The organism is Ensifer sp. EB106-03-01-XG145, assembly GCF_058792075.1.
Window position 1 is genome coordinate 1 of the sequence record NZ_JBYTEC010000007.1, and the last position, 16,475, is coordinate 16,475.

General features: G+C 61.3%; 12 protein-coding genes and 1 riboswitch. Of the genes, 3 read left to right on the forward strand and 9 right to left on the reverse strand.

Annotated elements, in window-relative coordinates:
- Positions 1-153: 153 nt before the first annotated feature.
- Positions 154-256, forward strand: a riboswitch (TPP riboswitch).
- 246 nt (positions 257-502) lie between these two features.
- Complete coding sequence (thiD, locus tag AC3WWH_RS17945; protein WP_492377125.1) at positions 503-1,312, forward strand: bifunctional hydroxymethylpyrimidine kinase/phosphomethylpyrimidine kinase; 810 nt, start codon at positions 503-505, stop codon at positions 1,310-1,312.
- Positions 1,313-1,463: 151 nt separating this feature from the next.
- Here the strand turns inward: thiD and AC3WWH_RS17950 are convergent, their stop codons facing one another.
- From AC3WWH_RS17950 to AC3WWH_RS17990, 9 genes are all read right to left on the reverse strand, one after another.
- Complete coding sequence (locus AC3WWH_RS17950; RefSeq protein WP_492377126.1) at positions 1,464-2,762, reverse strand: glycosyltransferase family 4 protein; 1,299 nt, start codon at positions 2,760-2,762, stop codon at positions 1,464-1,466.
- Positions 2,759-4,978 carry a hypothetical protein gene (locus AC3WWH_RS17955; RefSeq protein ID WP_492377127.1) on the reverse strand — a complete coding sequence of 740 codons (2,220 nt, stop codon included), beginning with the start codon at positions 4,976-4,978 and terminating at the stop codon, positions 2,759-2,761. The genes AC3WWH_RS17950 and AC3WWH_RS17955 overlap by 4 nt, the downstream gene beginning before the upstream one ends.
- Positions 4,979-4,989: 11 nt before the next feature.
- Positions 4,990-5,721 (reverse strand): hypothetical protein, encoded by a 732-nt coding sequence (locus tag AC3WWH_RS17960; RefSeq protein WP_492377128.1) that lies wholly within the window; start codon positions 5,719-5,721, stop codon positions 4,990-4,992.
- Between the two features lie 10 nt (positions 5,722-5,731).
- Complete coding sequence (locus AC3WWH_RS17965) at positions 5,732-6,994, reverse strand: glycosyltransferase family 4 protein (protein WP_492377129.1); 1,263 nt, start codon at positions 6,992-6,994, stop codon at positions 5,732-5,734.
- Positions 6,991-7,836, reverse strand: a complete 846-nt coding sequence (locus AC3WWH_RS17970; RefSeq protein WP_492377130.1) for a class I SAM-dependent methyltransferase — start codon at positions 7,834-7,836, stop codon at positions 6,991-6,993. The genes AC3WWH_RS17965 and AC3WWH_RS17970 overlap by 4 nt, the downstream gene beginning before the upstream one ends.
- Entirely contained in the window at positions 7,833-10,085 is a 2,253-nt protein-coding gene (locus AC3WWH_RS17975; protein WP_492377131.1) for a glycosyltransferase family 2 protein, read from the reverse strand. Before AC3WWH_RS17975 ends, AC3WWH_RS17970 begins: the two co-directional genes overlap by 4 nt.
- A gap of 67 nt (positions 10,086-10,152) precedes the next feature.
- Complete coding sequence (locus AC3WWH_RS17980) at positions 10,153-10,812, reverse strand: calcium-binding protein (protein ID WP_057249444.1); 660 nt, start codon at positions 10,810-10,812, stop codon at positions 10,153-10,155.
- A gap of 291 nt (positions 10,813-11,103) precedes the next feature.
- The gene (locus AC3WWH_RS17985; RefSeq protein WP_492377132.1) at positions 11,104-12,522 is read right to left on the reverse strand and encodes an HlyD family type I secretion periplasmic adaptor subunit; all 1,419 of its coding nucleotides are present in this window, start codon (positions 12,520-12,522) and stop codon (positions 11,104-11,106) included.
- The gene (locus AC3WWH_RS17990) at positions 12,519-14,264 is read right to left on the reverse strand and encodes a type I secretion system permease/ATPase (RefSeq protein WP_110879224.1); all 1,746 of its coding nucleotides are present in this window, start codon (positions 14,262-14,264) and stop codon (positions 12,519-12,521) included. Before AC3WWH_RS17990 ends, AC3WWH_RS17985 begins: the two co-directional genes overlap by 4 nt.
- Before the next feature lie 232 nt (positions 14,265-14,496).
- Between AC3WWH_RS17990 and AC3WWH_RS17995 the strand changes: the two genes are divergently transcribed.
- On the forward strand, positions 14,497-15,069 hold the full coding sequence (locus AC3WWH_RS17995; RefSeq protein ID WP_057249450.1) for a MarR family transcriptional regulator: 573 nt from the start codon (positions 14,497-14,499) through the stop codon (positions 15,067-15,069).
- Positions 15,070-15,114: 45 nt separating this feature from the next.
- The gene (locus AC3WWH_RS18000; protein WP_440636253.1) at positions 15,115-16,368 is read left to right on the forward strand and encodes a glycosyltransferase family 4 protein; all 1,254 of its coding nucleotides are present in this window, start codon (positions 15,115-15,117) and stop codon (positions 16,366-16,368) included.
- Positions 16,369-16,475: the final 107 nt, after the last annotated feature.

Consider the following 16,475-nt stretch of genomic DNA (forward strand, 5'->3'; position numbering starts at 1 on the left):
AAATCGCAGGCGAAAGACGCCAACAGCCATCAGGCCGCGCCGCCGATCACCAAATCAGCGGTAATTCGAGGTCTCCAACCTGCATCGAACCAACCTTGGTCGCATCCACCTAATTTGATCAATTGACATCCCCTCTCACGCTCCCATAGCATCCCCGATGCCGAGGGGCGCATCTGACGGTGCTGAGATGGCGGTGAGCCAGACCCTTGAACCTGATCCGGATCATACCGGCGTAGGAACGGCAAGGGCCTCTCTGGCACCCCCGCGTCTTCGCCGTTCATCCGGATCTCCGTGATTTTGGTTTCGGGAGATCGTTGGTGCCAATACGCTGTTCAGAATGTAGCGACGTAGAACTACAGGGAGCTGGGCGACCGACCCATCGGCTCAATCTATCTTCCAGGTTGCCCGGAAGACCCGCCTCAGTTTGCGCGTGTTTGAGCCGGTGGCTTGAGTGCGCACTCGCGATCATTGGCTCCGCTTCTACATTTCAGCGGAGCCAGGCATGACCGCTATCGCCGTTACCATCGCAGGCTCAGATTCCGGTGGCGGTGCCGGTATCCAGGCGGATCTGAAGACGTTTTCGGCGCTCGGCGTCTATGGTGCCAGCGTGATTACCGCCATCACCGCGCAAAACACCAGAGGCGTCACGGCCGTCGAGGATATCACGCCCGCCGTCGTCACAGCTCAGATCGATGCCGTGTTTTCGGATCTCGCGGTTGGCGCGGTGAAAATTGGTATGGTGTCGCGCCAGGAGACCATTGGCACTATCGCGTCCGGTCTGAAGCGATACGGGCATTTGGCAGTCATCGATCCGGTGATGGTCGCCACTTCAGGTGACATTTTGTTGCGTCCGGATTCGATCGCGACCCTCAAGGAGGAATTGCTGCCCCTTGGCCTTATCGTAACGCCCAACCTGCCCGAAGCGGCGCTGTTGACGGGCCGCGCAATTGCCGAGAACGAGACGGAAATGGCCCGGCAGGCGGAGATGCTCCTGAAGCTTGGTGCGCGCGCCGTGCTGATGAAAGGGGGGCATGCTGGCGGTGACGAAGCGGCTGATATCCTCTTTAACGGGGACACTTCCTTGCGCCTGTCGCGCCCGCGGGTTGAGACGACAAACGATCATGGCACCGGCTGCACGTTGTCTGCCGCAATCGCCGCTGGTCTTGCCCGTCGGCAGCCGCTTCAAGACGCGGTTATCGCCGCCAAGACCTATCTGCATGAGGCGCTTGTTGTCGCAGCAGCGCTCAAAATCGGGCAGGGGCGGGGACCGGTTCATCACTTCCATAGATGGTGGGCACCGAACGACGATTGATTCCAACCGGTGCTTTGCGCCGGTTCCACCGTTCAAGTTGACCTTTAAAAACCCAGGACATTCCATTGCCCGATAATGGAATGTCCGTCGGGTCGGGAAGTCGGTCGCTTGCATATGCGAGGTGAGTGACGGAGACAGAGCGCTTTTCGGTTCAGGCCACAGCGACGCTCGGGTGAGCCGGCTGCTCCTCCTTCAGTTTCCGGTAGAGCGCGACGTGTTCGCGGCCGCAGTCGACATGGCTCATCGGGCGCCTGAGTGTTGCCCTGAGGTTGTCCCATGACCTTGGCGTGCTCAGCACGTCGATCAGTCGATCCGCAAGGTCCTGTGCGCTGCCGGTCCGGAAATGATAGCCATCCAGCCGGTCGCGCACCTTCTCGGCCATGCCGCCGATGTCAGAGCAAATGATCGGCCGTCCGTGGTGCAGCGCCTCCTGGATCACGATAGGCGAGTTTTCCCACCAGACAGAAGGCATCACAACCCAGTCGACGGAACGCATCAGCCGCGGCATGTCCTGGTTCTGGTAGGAGCCGTAAAAGCGGACGCGGCGGCCGGCGTCTTCGATCAATTTCGCCACGCGTTCCTGATACTCGGTCGGCTGACGCTCGAGGTTGCCGCCGAAGATCATCAGCGTGGAATCGTCACCCCAGATGTCCTCCGGCACGCGCGATACCGCGTCGATCAGCACGTGAACGCCCTTGAAGGGGGTCATCTGCCCGAAATAGGCAAAACGATTGCGACGTGCCGTCGGCGCAGGCAATTCACGCGCGGGCGTCATTTCACCCAGGACGATGCCGTTTTCGATCACGAAGATCTTCTCGGCAGCGATGCCCCACTCGACATAGCGGTTGGCGAGAAAGGCGCTCGGGGCGATGAAGGCGTCGGCAAGGTTCAGCATGCCCCGCACGAACTGCTCGCGGCGTACGAAACGCGACACCGGGATTTCGGGGAAACACGTGTGGCAACTGATTGGCGAAGCGCCATTGCAAAGCTGGCCCGAGGGCCGCTTCACCATTTGCCCGTGGTTGTGACAGATCGGCAGGTACTCGTGGAAGGTCACGACGATGCGCGCTTTCGGCAGAGCGTCGCGCACCGCATAGAGCGCTTCCAGTCCGAACCCGATGATATGGTGGAAGTGGACGATGTCGGGCTTGATGTCTCCCACAAAGCGCAAGAGGTCGCGACGGATCGCGTCGGTATCGCCGTTGGACAGGAAGAAATGATCAAAGTCTTCGGCATGGTAGAGCACCTCGTCCATCGCCAGGCGAAGGCTCATCAGCGCCGACGCGGCGTGGCGCGGCACCGGATCGCCGACGCGGGCAAGGTAGATCGATTCAATACCCGGCAGGCCGTTCAATGCCCTGTGCAAGCCATGAGAGGCGATCTCGGCGCCTCCCAGCGAATGGATCGGGTGGCCGTGCGACACGACCAGCACGCGGAGTTTCTCACTCATGCCGAAACCTCATTGTGGGTCGTGGTGTCTGTCTCGACAGTCTGCATCCAGCGGCCGCGGAACAGCGTCTGATCGACACGCTCCACGTATCTGGCCGTGGCTGCCGCGACAGCACCGGACGCCTCATCCGACCCGAGCATCTGCAAGGCGGGCAGCCAATAGGATTCGTAGCCCCTGCGGCTCAGCCTCAAGGCAAGATCCAGCCCATTGAGAGACGCACCGAGATAAGCCGGCGAAGGGCCGGTATCGTCGAGAAGCGCCTTGCGAGGCATGATGCAGCACTCGAGCGATGCGGTCGCCACCCGCGTCAGCTTCAGGCGGTTCACAGCGCCGACCGGATAACCGGCATACCGGCTCGACTGCAGATGATCCGCGCGATCGAGCGACGAACTGCCGGCCCAACGGATCGAATGATCCTCATAGGCAAGGGTCGGCGAAATGATGCTTCCGCTCCTGGTTTCATAGTTCGCAACAAGCGTCTGGTACCAACCGGGATTGGCGGGCGTCAGGGACGCAGACAGCAGGATGACGGTTTCATTGTCGATGGCCTGCGCCGCAGTCCGCGCAAGGTCGCTGGCATCGCCTGAACCTTCGACGGACAAAAGGCGCAGCGGCAAGCGATAGAATTCCGCAAGTCGCCGGATGCCGGCGGCGCGCCGGCGAAACTGTACCGATTGCAGGACGAGCACGATCGGCGCCTTCCGCGTAAGTGGATCGAGCGCTAGAAGTCCCAACAGGGCAGCAAAATCCTCCTCGGCCTCCCCCGCGGCGACAAGGATTGCCGCCCCCACAGCCTCACCGAAGCGGCCAATGTCGACGACGGTCTCGATGGTCGGAGCATCAGTGCGAGCCGCAGTGATGAACGGAACAATCTGGCGATCGACGATATCGGGCAAGGCCCAACTGGTCGGATCGATTGCGTTCAGCAGCCGCAGCGCCGAATGCCTTGCCGACAGCCGTGTCGGGTGAAGCGGCATATAGGCGCGACGAGAATCGCGAAGGGTGACTTCAAGGTGAAGGGGTGCCGCCGGATCGCCGACGAGGCCATCCGCGAAAGCGATGAAACCGTGCGAACGGCGATGTCCGGATATTGCGCCCTTGAATTCCGGCCGGTCCACGAAGGCTTCTTCCACGTCGAGCCGCTCGGTGCGGGTCCAGGCACCATCAAGTCGCGCCCCGGCGCGCCCCCGACGCAGCCGAACGCTCTGCACATGATCGTCAGGATCGAGCATCCAGCCCGAGATCAGAAAAGTGCCTTCATCGCCCTGGTAGAGCGCGTCGACACCGAGCCGGACCGGAACGGGGAGGCTTGAGATCGTTTCTGTACCGTCAAAGCCGTTGGCCGCCTCGCGCAGGCGCAACAGCACCTGCGGCGAGCTCTGGCTTTGGAGAAGCATCGCGCGAAGATGACCCGGCGTTTCTATGGGGCCCGCAACGAACTTGCGCTCGTGGACCGGCGCATAGCGCCAGGCGCCACGCCCACGATAGAAAATGCCCTGGATGTCACGCGCCCGCGGAAGATCATCCGCAGACAGGAGGCCCAGAAAGCCGACCGCGTCTTCCGGTGCGTCGTTGCGCGGGAAAACCGCGATGCTGCACTCGGCGACCGATGCGTTTTCGGCCCTGATGATGGCGCGGCTAACGCCCGCGGCAATGTCATTCGCCCAGCCCTTGAGTGCAATCGCATCATCGTGACTTTCGCCAAGCAGTTCTATGTAGCCGTCCTTCACGGTTCCCGCCTTAAGCAAGGCTGTGATCGCCGTGAGCTTCCGCGGATCGAGCGGCGGCTTCATCAACACGTCCACCAGGCGGCCAAGCACGTGAACGACCTGCGGGCCGGCGAGCTCCTTCAGCATGGCGGCGACATCACCTGTCGACACGGCACGGGGCGCAACGACGTAGCGTTTGCCGCCGCCTTCCTTTCCGAAGCGCAGCGTTGCCGGCATGCCACGCGTGCGGTCGACAGGGACGAGCGCGGCGAAACCATGGGTGGCGGATGCCTGTGGCGTGGAAAGCCGCCAACCGATGATGGAGCCGATCGCCTGGGTATCGGGGTCTTCATCGATCTCGACAGGCAACTGATCGGCCAACGGGCCGCCAGCCCCAATCACCAGCAGCAGCGCCTCGTCGATCGGGCACACCACGACCCGTCCGCTGCGCATGATCCGGGCAAGCGGTGCAGGGTTCGGCGAAAGGGAAAGCTCCTGATTGGGCATGATGCGCCCCCTTAGGTCCGCAGGAGAAGCGTCAGGATCGCACCTGCGGTGAAGCCCGCAAGCACAAAGAGAAGCAGAAATGCCGGCTTCAAGTCTCCGTTCGAGCGTTGCTTCAAGGCATTGAGGCTCTTTTCCATGCCCGCCACAACTCCATCGAGACGCATCAGGTGCACATCGAGATCGGTCAATCGTTGGGTGATTTCTGTCCGCAGACTTGCGACGTCGTCGCTGACAGCAGCAAGTCCGGCCGCTTCGCCTTCCTCGCCGTCGTCGAGCTTCTGGCGGATGGCCGATCGCTGAGAGACCTGGAGTTGACGTTGTGCCGCCATCAGCACATCAAGCTTGTCGAGCACTTTTGCCAACGGAGCGGCGATCAGGGCTTCGGCCGCCTGTTCGTCGGGTTTGGGAACGCGAAGCGGCAGCTCGCCGCCTTTTTCCGTCGAGGCCATGACAACCAGTTCGGCCGCGCGGGCGCTTGCCGTGTCAGGCAGGACTATCTCGAAGGCATGGTTGCCATCGCCGATCCCGTTGCGCTTGAGATCGGATCGGTTGCGGTCAGCCAGAGCTTCGGCGATCACCTTGCCATCGAGCAGCACGCGAATGGCGAGCCGTTTCTCTGGCGTCTCAGGATCGAATGCCCAACCGAAAACGCGGCCCTGGTCGATCGCGTCCACCCGGCCCTTCAAGGGCTTTGCATTGTTTTGTTCCGGTGCGACATCCGGTTTGTCGGCTGCTACAGACATGGTCATTCCTCTAGGCCGCGGCGGTTCGTGCCGGCTCTATCTTATCGATGAGCGTGAGATAGCGGCGGGCAGTGGCGTCGATATCATCGGGTTTGCGGGCGTTCGCCGAAAGGCGCCGCCTGAGATCCGGGTTTTCCGCGATGCGGCGCATGGCGGCGGCAAGCGCCCGCGGGTCGTTGGGCGTAACGGTCAGGCCGCTCACGCCGTCCTGAACCATTTCGGCCATGCCGCCGATGTTGCTCGCGATCACGGGTTTGCGCTGGGATTGCGCTTCGCCAATGACGAGTGGCGCATTCTCCCACCAGATCGACGGCACGATGGTGCAATCGACCGCAGCGATGAGGTCGGCAATGTCGTCGCGCCGGTAGGCGCCGCGCTGCTGGACGGTGGGGGCCGTCTTCCTGAACAGGCGGGCGATCTCGTCCTTGAAACCATCGCTCTGGAACGGTGCGGCGCCGTGCACCCTGAGCTCGAAGCGCAGGCCCTCGTCGATCAGTTGCCGCGCGGCCTCAAGCAGGACGGTGGCGCCCTTCCAGGGATTGAGGTTGCCGAAATAACCAAAGATCGGCCGGTCGTTTTCCTGTCGATCCTTCCGCGTCGGAAGGTCCCGCCGTGGCAAGCCATTCGCGATGACATCGATCTGTTCCCCGTCGAGGCCCCAGTCGATGTATCGCTGCCTCAGGAACTGGCTCGGCGATACGAAACGGTCCACCGTGCGCAACAGGGCTTTAAGATGCTGCTCGCGAAGCACGAAGCGGTCGAGCGGGATATCCTTGAAGCAGGCGTGGCAGCGGTCGGGCGTTGACTTGTGGCAAAGCTCCTTGCCGCTGGTTCGCACCATCAGTCCGTCATGGTGGCAAAGCGGATAGTAGTCATGCAGCGTCATGACGATGCGACATTCGGGCAAGGTCCGGCGCACGATGTGCGGAAACTCGGCGCCGAGCAGCAGCAGGTGGTGAATGTGGACCACGTCCGGCTGGAAATCTCGCAAAAGCTCGGTCAGATCAGGCACAACGCCATAGAGGTCGATCTGGCTCATGAAGAAGCGATCGAAATGACCGGACCACAACAGCACCTCGTCGCCCTCAGAGCCAATCGCCTGGAAGCTCGTGCCTGGGCGCACCTGCCTATGGGTCTGGTTGGTAGCGCCGAGGAAGAGTACTTCATGGCCGGCGCGTTGATAGGCGCGGAAGAGGTCGTGCGCGAAAATCTCCGTACCGCCCGGATGGAGCGCCGGATGATTGTGCGCGGCGACCAGAATGCGCTTCTTCATCCGTTTGCACCCCGGCGTTCGGCAACGAAGACATCCTGGTAGTGGCCGGCATCCTGCCCGCGCCAATGGCCGAGTGATTTCAGGATGGTTGAAAGCCCCGCCCGTTCGAGCGCCCGATCGAGAAAGCCGTCATCGAAACCGACAGCGGCAAGCGGCGGTAGGCCCGGCACGAACCAGCAGGGACCATCGCCGCTGCGATTGAAGCCAAGGCGCGGATCCCGCCTGCCGTTTTCATTTTTTGCGGCCACGCGATCGACCACGAACGCCGTCACGAAAAGCCGGCCACCGGGCTTCAGCATTCGGCTGATTTCGCTGAAATAGACAAGCACCTCGTCTGGCGGGAGATGGGTGACGATCGACGTCATGATCGCGAAATCAAAGGTTCGATCCGGATAGGGGAGCTTCAGCGCTTTGCCGTTGATCTTGCCCATGGGATTGTAGAGCTCGTGGGCAATGTCAACATGCTCGAAAGTGAAGTTTGGGTAGACCGGCGTGACGGACTTGCGGCACCAGGCGACACCGCCTTCCACGGGATCGACGCCGACGTAGCGGGCGTGATCGGCGTCGAGATACTGTGTGAGCGGAACTGCCATTCGGCCGATACCGCTACCGATGTCGAGCACGCTGCTTTCCGGCTGCAATCCACCCATGCGGATGAAATGGCCGAGAAACTCGGCGCCAACCGCCCGGTAGTTACCGTCTCCGACGAACACGCTGTTGCTGTCGGGCTGTGGCAGGAAACGATTGCTGAGAACCGTTTGAAGCATCCCGTCGATGCGGTCCTCGTTCGGCTGCCAGGCCGTTTGCAGGCTATCTGCGTGGCGAAGTGCGGGTTGGTTCATGCGGCGCTCCTGGCGGCAGTCTTGTGACCGCTCGGCGCTGCCGCCTCTTCGGCGCCGAGGTAGGCTGGCATCAGCGCGCTGATGTCGTCGTTCCAGCGTTCGGTGTGCAGCCATGCATTGTACTGGCTCGCAACACCGCGCGTGTAATCCTGGCTGCGGCTGATCGACCGCCGCTCCAGATGGTAAAGGCAGGCAGCCGGCTCATAGACGATGTCGAAGCCGGCCCGCCGGATCTTGAGGCAGAGATCGCTGTCTTCGTAGTCGCCGATCACGAAGTCCTCGGCATAGCCGCCGACGAGTTCCCAGACCTCCCGGCGCATGACCTGGCAGGCACCGGTGACCCCAGGCACGACGCGCGTCTTTTGCGCGGGCGCGTAGGCACCGGGCATGCCCTTGTAGAAATGATGGTTCAGCCAGATGTCCTGCTTGTTGCGGGCAAAGTAGAGACCCGCGTGCTGCAGCGAACCGTCCTCAAAGAGAAGCTTCGGGCCGATCGCGCCGAGCGACTTCTCTCGGAGCACCGGGAGTGCAAGCGTCTCCAGCCACCCCGGCCCGCAGGGCACGACATCCGAGTTGAGCATGACGACGACGGAACCGCGGGCATAGCGTGCGCCTGCATTGCATGCACGGGCATAGCCACCATTGCGGTTCATCACCACGAGCTTCATCGAAAGCCCATGCAGCAGGTGAAAGCCGCCGAGCAGGTGCTCAGTCTCGTCGTGGATTTCAGGGGAATCCAGCACATAGATGATCTCGGCATTGGCGGCGACAAAGGGGTCGGTGGCGAGGCCTGAGAGCTGAAAGCGCAGGAAGTCGAGAACGCGGTAGAGTGGCACGACGATCGAGACCAGAGGCGCCTCCAGCATAGGACCGAAGTCCTTCGTCTGATCGACCCTGATCGTCTTTCCCAGTCTTTGCTCCACGTCCTTAAGCGCTGGCGCGAGGATCGTGCGGAACGCCGCATCGATGGCATGCTGTGGCGGAACGGCCCGCAGGATGCGGTTGCGTTGTGTCGCGGGATCGAAGGGCTGCGGCTTCGGCACGAGCGGTTTGACGGCGCCGGAGGCAAGCCGCATCTGGAAACGGGGCTGAAGTAGGGCGCCGAGCGGTTCGCGCATCGGCAACCAGCTGACGAAGCCTGTCACATCAGTCTTCGAGCCTTCTTCCGCTCCACGGGCCCAGCCGGGGAATTCATACCAGTTGCCGTCAAGCGGCAGGGCAGTGCCGTCTTCCTGAAGATAGTCGATCCCCGAGAGCACGCCGGACGGGTCACGGGTCCAACCGCCGACCAGCAGCCCGTCGGGTAGCGCGAGCGCCAGATCGATCTCTGCACCGGGGTGGAGGGGGGATTTTCCGGCCTGGCGTGCCGGCAAGGGCGAACGAAGCTGCAGGTCGGTTGCGAGCGCCGTCCCGCTTTCAGGGATCGCAGAGAGGCAACGAACGACGAACTCCCTGAGGCCCAGCGCGGCGCCGTGTTCGGGCCACCATTCCTGGATGTTCTGGTAGCGCGAGCCGCGATGGGCGACCTCGCGGATGGCAACGCCACGCTTGCCCATGATCATGAGAGAGAGCGCCTGCGGCGCCCGTGGCGTTTCGAGCACGAAGTGGCAACGGCGCCAGCCGCGCTCCGCCCGACCGGTGATTGCGAACTGCTGCGGCAACGGCAGGACCGCGTCGGCGCTCAGCGCATAGATTGCACTGATCTCGCCAAACTCGGCGCTGACGGTCGTTTCCGCAAGGTATCGGCCATGGGCAAGCCGGCAGGCGATCGTCGCGGGGCGCTGGCCAAGGTTCAGGGCATGGATCGCGTCGTCGACCAGACCGGTAAAAAACTCGTCGCGAGAAAGCCGGAATGCGCTCCGCCAAACGGTGAGCAGGGTGTTGAGAAACTTGAAGCGCCCCTCGGGCGCGAGGCTGGCGAACTGCGCCGCCATATCGATGAACGGAAGCCGGCCAGTCGGTTCGAGGACGACGGTCTGAAGGACATCGTGATCGACAGCGATTTCCGCAAGCTCGCGCTCGTTTCCGGGCCGCATTGCCCAGAAGACGCGTTGCCCGCCGTCGGCGCGCGGGAGGGTCATGCTGACAAGAGGAACGAGGGATCGCGATGCAGAAAGCGCGTATTTGGTTTTCGCCGGCAGGTCTGCGGGGGCGTCCCAGATCAGCACAGCAACATCAAGGCTGAGCCTGAATGCCACAGCAGTTGCGAACTCGTGGCTGAGGCTTCTGATACGGTCGTCTGCCGTCACGCGCTACTCCTGAAGGACGAAAAGGGAGGGCGCCCCACCGGGAGGAAGTGGGGCGCGCCGGTCAATCTCAATGGATCGTGAAGTAGTGGTTCGGGTTTGCCTGGATGTCGTCGGCATCGGCATTGACAAGCGTCAGCGTGTCGCCATGGCCGAAGTCGATCACGACGTTGCCGCCAACCTGGGTGACGCGCGATGCCAGATCTTCCGGAGAAGAGATGTCGAGGCCGTTGATGTCCTTCGAAACCTGCAGCAGGTCTTCGCCGGGCGTGAAGTCGAGGATGACGTCGTTACCGCCACCGCCGTCAAAGACGAACACATCGCTGCCTTCGCCGCCGCTCAAGACGTCGTCGCCTTGGCCGCCGTTGATAACGTCGTTGTCGGCGCCGCCGAACAATACGTCGTTACCCCTGCCGCCGAACAGCAAGTCACTGCCGCCGCCGCCAAGGAGAATGTCGTTCCCATTGTCGCCGTTGAGCACGTCATCACCCTGGCCGCCGAACAGGACGTCGTTCCCGTTGTCGCCATGGATGAGGTCGTCGCCCCAGCCGCCAAACAGGGCATCGTTTCCGTTGCCGCCGAACAGCAGATCATCACCTTCGTCACCGAAGATGGTGTCGTCGCCATTGCCTCCGTTCACGAAGTCATCGCCGCTGCGTGCATGGATGAAGTCGTCGAAGCGTGAGCCAAAAAGGGCGTCATCATACGCGCCGCCTTCCAACGTGGCCATATGCTACTCCTCTGAGTTGTTGCTTACGCCCATCTCTGGCCTCAAACCTTGGATGAGCGCCGCGACATTGCACTGCAAAAAAACATATGGCAACAGCAAAGACAAAATAAATACAGATGTACTGTGCTGTTTCCTGCTACCTCAGATGTATATTGTGTGTCGTTTTGATGATTATCCCTGGGATATAAGGGGTAAGTATCTTCGTTATTACTTGGAATTCAATTCAAATTTAGAAATAAATTGCCGGCGAAATTGAATTTCGCCGGCTTCGTATAGTGGTTAAGTTCTAGTTCAGTCTTCGCGGAAGGCACGGTTCAGGCTATCCGCAATCGGCGAGACCATGTAGTCAATCGCCGAGCGTGGCTTGTGGACGATCAGGACCTCGGCAGGCATGCCGGGATAGAGCCGAATGTCGGGGTTGGCACTGAGCGACGAAGCCGCGATGCGGGCACGCGCCACGTAGTAGGAGACATTCGATTTCTCATCGACCGACTGGTCGGCCGCCACATAGTTGATCTCGCCGTCAAGAGGCAGATGCGTGCGTTGGTTGTAGGCCGTCAGCCTGATCTGCGTCTTTGAGCCGATTTCGATGCTGTCGATGTCACGGGTGCCGACATGCATTTCTACGAGCAGCGGCTCGTCTTCGGGCACGATATCGAGAAGCGGTTGCCCCGCCGAGACGGCGCTGCCTGCCGTGCGCAACTGAATGTTGGTGACGGTGCCGGCCTGTGGTGAGCGGATGTCGAGGCGGGTCAGGATGTCTTTGGCGGACACCAATCGTTCTTCGACATCGGAAAGCTCAAGGCGGGCCGTGGTGATTTCGCCGGCAATCTCGGATTGGAACTCATTCTCGATACCGGTCAACCCGAGTTCTGCTCCGGCTTCCGCCTTTTCGGCCTGGGCCTTATTACCGGCGAGCTCGCCACGGGTTGCCGCCAGTTCGCTCAGCTTGGCATCGATCTCGATAAGCTTCGAGCGCTGGGCGAACTCCTTCGCGACGAGAGTGGCGATCGCAGTCCGCTGCTCGGTAATGAGTTCAATCTGCCGATCGGTCGCGCGGATCTGCTCGGTGAGCGATTTGGCTTTCTCCGAAAATTCCTCGATGGTCTTGCCCTGAACATCAAGGCGACCGGCTTTTGCTTCGCGCCGGCGCTCGAAAAAGTTCGTTTCGGCTTTCACCGCATCATCGGCTGCCGGATCCGGTGCGCCCTTCAGATCATCGGGGAACGTGATTTCTTGTGAATCCGACTGTTCCGCCCTCAGGCGGGCAAGCTTCGCGATCAGACCGAGGCGACGGCTTTGCAGCGCCTGCAGGTCGGAGCGGGCGCGGGTATCCTCGAGCTTGACGAGTGGTTGCCCGGCCGCAACACGATCCCCCTCCTGGACGAGCAGGCGCTTGAGAATGCCGCCCTCGAAGTGGCTGACGGTCTTGCGTTTCGAATCGACCACGATCGTGCCGCTTGCGACCGAGGCGCTGCTGAGCTCCGTCGAGAAGGCCCAGCCGAAAAAGCCGCCAAAGGCGACGAGGATGGTCGTGAGACCGGCAAGGACCACGCCACGCAGGGGAGCGGAGGCGCTGACTTCGGCATCGACATCCAGCCCATGCAGCGGATGAGGCCGGTCGACGATGGCAGGCAGGTTCTCCCCGCCACGCGTTGTCACCGCGTTCTTTGCATCGCGCGCGATCGGTAGATTGGGTTTCTTTGTCATGCGGAAACGCCTTCCCGTCTCGGTTCGCCCGGGGTCATGGATGCGACCACGTCGGTGCGCGGTCCGAACTGGGTGATTCGGCCGTTTTCGAGGACGAGCAGCTTGTCTGCCGCCTGCATGATGGTTGGCCGGTGGGCGATCATGATGACGATCGCGCCGTCATTGCGGGCGCGCTCGATCGCACGGATCAATGCTCGCTCGCCGATCGCGTCGAGGTTGGCGTTCGGCTCGTCGAGAACGATCAGACGGGGGCGGTCATAGAGGCAGCGGGCAAGTGCGATGCGTTGCCGCTGGCCACCGGAAAGCGTCAAATGGCCATCACCGACCGGCGTATCGTAGCCGAGTGGCAGCCGGCCGATCATGTCGTGCACGTCGGCAAGGCGGGCGGCGTCGAGCACCTTTTGAGGCTCACCTTCCTCCATGCGCGAAATGTTATCGCGGATGGTACCCTCGAGCAGCGAGACCGATTGCGGCAGGTAGCCGGTCATCTGCCCGAACGAAGCGCGCTCCCAGAGATAAACGTTGTTGCCGTCGAGGAAAACGCCGCCCGTGGTCGGCTTCAAAATGCCGACAAGGAGGCGGGCAAGCGTCGACTTTCCCGCAGCCGACGGCCCGACGATGCCGAGCACCTCGCCCGGCGAAAGCGAAAATCCGATGCCCTTGATGATCGGCACATCGAGACCGGGGGCGGCATAGACCAGCTTGTCGACGACGAGATCGCCTTGCGTGCGCGGCTGCGGCATCGTCTGGCGTACGGCGAGATCTTCCTTGAGTGCCGCCTCGATCCGTCGCCAACTGGCGATGGCCAGTACCCATTGGCGCCAGTTTTCGATCATCGAATCAAATGGGGCGAGAAGGCGTCCGACCAGAATGGTCGTCGCCATCATCGCGCCGGGCGAGATCTCCTGCTTCATCACGAGGATAGAGCCCGTCGCCAGCGCTGCCGCCTGGATCATGAAGCGTATCGAGCGGGTGATGGAGGCCATCGCCTTGCTTCGGCTGCCGCTGACTTCGAGCGCATCCAGCGCATGCAGTTGCGCCGCGCGCCAGCGGCGGGCGAGAGCCGGGAGCATTCCCATTGCCTCAATCGCCTCGGCGTGGCGCAAGCTCGCACCAATTTTCGAGACGGCCTCGATATTGGCTTGATTAGCCTCTTTCATCAGCCGGCGAGTCAGCAAATCAGTCAGCAATCCACAACACACGAGCAGGGCAATGGAAATGGCGCCAAGAAGGCCGAACATCGGGTGCAGCGCAAAGAGCACGCCGAGGAAGATCGGCGACCAGGCGGCATCGAGCGGTGCACTGACGGCGGAGGTCGTGAGAAAGCTGCGCAACTCAGCCAGGTCTCGTAGCGACTGGGTCGCGCGGGTCAGCCCTTGATCGGCCGCCGCCTGCACTGCCGCGGTCAACACTGGCAGGTTCAGCCAACGCACGACCGCGCTTCCCATTGCCTGGAACGTCAGCGCCCGGATATATTCGAGCACGCCATAGATAATGAGCGCCCCGATCACCAGAATCGTCAGCATGGTAAGCGTGTCCATGCTCTGGCTGTTCAGGACGCGGTCGTGGACCTGCATCATGTAAAGCGGCGTGGAGAGCTGCAAGATGCCGATGCAAGCGCTCAGCAGCGCTGCATAAATAAGTGCCAAAACGAACACGCGGCGCGCCTTCAAAATAAGCAGCCGTGGATCGTTTGCTCCATTTTGCGCCGTCTTTGGCCCAATTTGGTTCTTGCTAATCATATTGCCTCGTTTGCTGTCACGCGTGGCGAATTTCTGGATAAGTTCGTTGGGGTCTTGAGGAAGCTATTTTGTTTGTTATCACTTAAATCACAGTGTTGCCGTGATAAGTGTGACACAATAATGGTGGGATGCTCAAGATAATCATATTCGGGGGGAGTAAAGGGGGCGAAAAATTGCTTCAAAATTTGAAGTAATTTTTGAATATCGTAGTAATGCTTAGTTGGAGAGAGGGATGAATCAAAAGATTCTCTATCCGTTCGCAGATTTCGGCGGCGCTGTTGCCATCCGCCCCGGGGATGACGCAGTTGGTAGTGCCGCTGAACACGAAGATATTGGCCAGGAGAGCGAAGCCTCCGTGGTCTCGTATTTCGAACTGGCGCGGATGATGGAGCGAGCAAGCAGGCGGTTTACCGGCCTGTTGCGCGCCGAATTGACAAAGCTTGGCGTCGACGACATTGGCCCGGCGCAAGCCATGGTCTTGCTCGCGATCGGCGATGCAGAGGTGTCCGTGGCTGAGCTTTTGGATCGCGGCCACTATGTCGGTTCAAACGTGTCCTACTATCTGAAGCAACTGGGCGATGGGGAATATATCGACCGGGCTGCATCGCAGCGCGACCGGCGCTCGGCTCGCATTCGGCTTTCGGAAAAGGGCAGGCAGCTCTGCGATTCGCTCAGGAAAGCTGCCGGTGCCTATGAACGGGTGCTCAGCCACGGCGAGCAGGACCGGCGCAATCTCGAAACCGCATTTCAAACGCTGCACCGGCTTGAGCTGGTTTGGGGGAATGCGACGCGTTACGGCATCTGAGCCGCGGCGCGAACGCTGTCCTTTCATCGGTAAAAGGCTAGGAACATGCACGTAGCATTTGTACACCGGCGCGGCTTCTGCCAATTCGCCGCTCTCGCGGCCCATTTGGCGCAGACGGGAAATGAAGTAACCCTCGTGACGGAAACCGTCGATCAGCGGATTCCGTCCACGCGGGTCATCCGCCACAGGGCGGAACCGGGGCCGCAGGCCAATGCGCAAATGGCAAGGCATTTGGGCGTCCCGGACCATCACGTCCGCATAGGTCACCGGGTCGCAGAGACCTTCGAGGCGATGGCAAAGCAGGGCCAGGTGCCCGACGTCATCGTCGGACACACGGGCTGGGGCAGCATGATGTTCGTCAAGGACGTGCTGCCGAACGTTCCAGCGCTCGGCTATTGCGAATTCTTCTATCGCGCTGAAGGGGCGGACATCGGTTTTGCCCCTGACGACCAACCCGATTCGGACACGCGAAAGCGGCTGCGTCTGCGAAACATGGCGCAGCTGCTGTCGCTGGAGGCAATGGATGGCGGCATCAGTCCGACCCATTGGCAAAGGAGCCTCTATCCGACTGAGCACCGCGGACGCATCGCCGTTTGCCATGAGGGTGTCGATACGCGCGTCTTCCGTCCGGATGCATCGGCCTCCCTCAAGCTTCCGGATGGGCGGGTGCTGAAAGCCGGCGATCCGCCGATCGTCACTTTCGTGGCCCGCGACCTCGAACCATATCGCGGCTTTCCACAGGCGCTTGCGGCGGCGGCGAAAGTCGCGCGGGAACATCCCAATGCGCTCTTCGTGTTCGTCGGAGGCGATGGCGTCAGCTACGGCGCTCCGCCGCCGGGCGGAGGCTCCTGGAAGGATCACCTGCTGCAGTCCCTGGATGTGCCGGCGGACCGGTTCCTGTTTCCGGGCGTCGTGCCACATCCCGTGTTGCGACAGCTCTTCCAGATCTCGGCGGCGCATATCTACCTGACCTATCCCTTCGTGCTTTCCTGGTCGGTGCTGGAGGCCATGGCCTGCGGCGCACTTGTCATCGGGTCGGATACCGCCCCCATGCAGGAAGTCGTGAGTTCCGGTCGCAACGGCCTGCTTGTGCCATTCTTTGATACGGACGCGCTCGCGGGCGCGCTTTCCGATGCGTTGCGTCACCCGGAACGGTATACCGAGATGCGTGCAGCCGCCCGCCGAACGATCGAACAGCGGTTCCGGTTGGGGGATTGCATCGCGCGACAGATGATGTTGTTAGACAAGGCAACAAACAGTTCCCAGACCTCTAATATCTCACTGGTTTCATCTGCATAATACTTCAAAATCCGAAGTATTATTTCACGAAAAACACAAATATCACTTATTGTGCAGTGCAAATAACCTTGATATGATTTTCGTATGAGCTTGAATTCGCCGATGTA

Excerpts from the sequence above, each read along its gene's own strand:
- thiD (WP_492377125.1), top strand. The coding sequence starts at position 503 with ATGACCGCTATCGCCGTTACCATCGCAGGCTCAGATTCCGGTGGCGGT.
- AC3WWH_RS17970 (WP_492377130.1), bottom strand. The coding sequence starts at position 7,836 with ATGAACCAACCCGCACTTCGCCACGCAGATAGCCTGCAAACGGCCTGG.
- AC3WWH_RS17960 (WP_492377128.1), bottom strand. The coding sequence starts at position 5,721 with ATGTCTGTAGCAGCCGACAAACCGGATGTCGCACCGGAACAAAACAAT.
- AC3WWH_RS17980 (WP_057249444.1), bottom strand. The coding sequence starts at position 10,812 with ATGGCCACGTTGGAAGGCGGCGCGTATGATGACGCCCTTTTTGGCTCA.
- AC3WWH_RS17995 (WP_057249450.1), top strand. The coding sequence starts at position 14,497 with ATGAATCAAAAGATTCTCTATCCGTTCGCAGATTTCGGCGGCGCTGTT.
- AC3WWH_RS17965 (WP_492377129.1), bottom strand. The coding sequence starts at position 6,994 with ATGAAGAAGCGCATTCTGGTCGCCGCGCACAATCATCCGGCGCTCCAT.
- AC3WWH_RS17950 (WP_492377126.1), bottom strand. The coding sequence starts at position 2,762 with ATGAGTGAGAAACTCCGCGTGCTGGTCGTGTCGCACGGCCACCCGATC.
- AC3WWH_RS17985 (WP_492377132.1), bottom strand. The coding sequence starts at position 12,522 with ATGACAAAGAAACCCAATCTACCGATCGCGCGCGATGCAAAGAACGCG.
- AC3WWH_RS17990 (WP_110879224.1), bottom strand. The coding sequence starts at position 14,264 with ATGATTAGCAAGAACCAAATTGGGCCAAAGACGGCGCAAAATGGAGCA.
- AC3WWH_RS18000 (WP_440636253.1), top strand. The coding sequence starts at position 15,115 with ATGCACGTAGCATTTGTACACCGGCGCGGCTTCTGCCAATTCGCCGCT.
- AC3WWH_RS17955 (WP_492377127.1), bottom strand. The coding sequence starts at position 4,978 with ATGCCCAATCAGGAGCTTTCCCTTTCGCCGAACCCTGCACCGCTTGCC.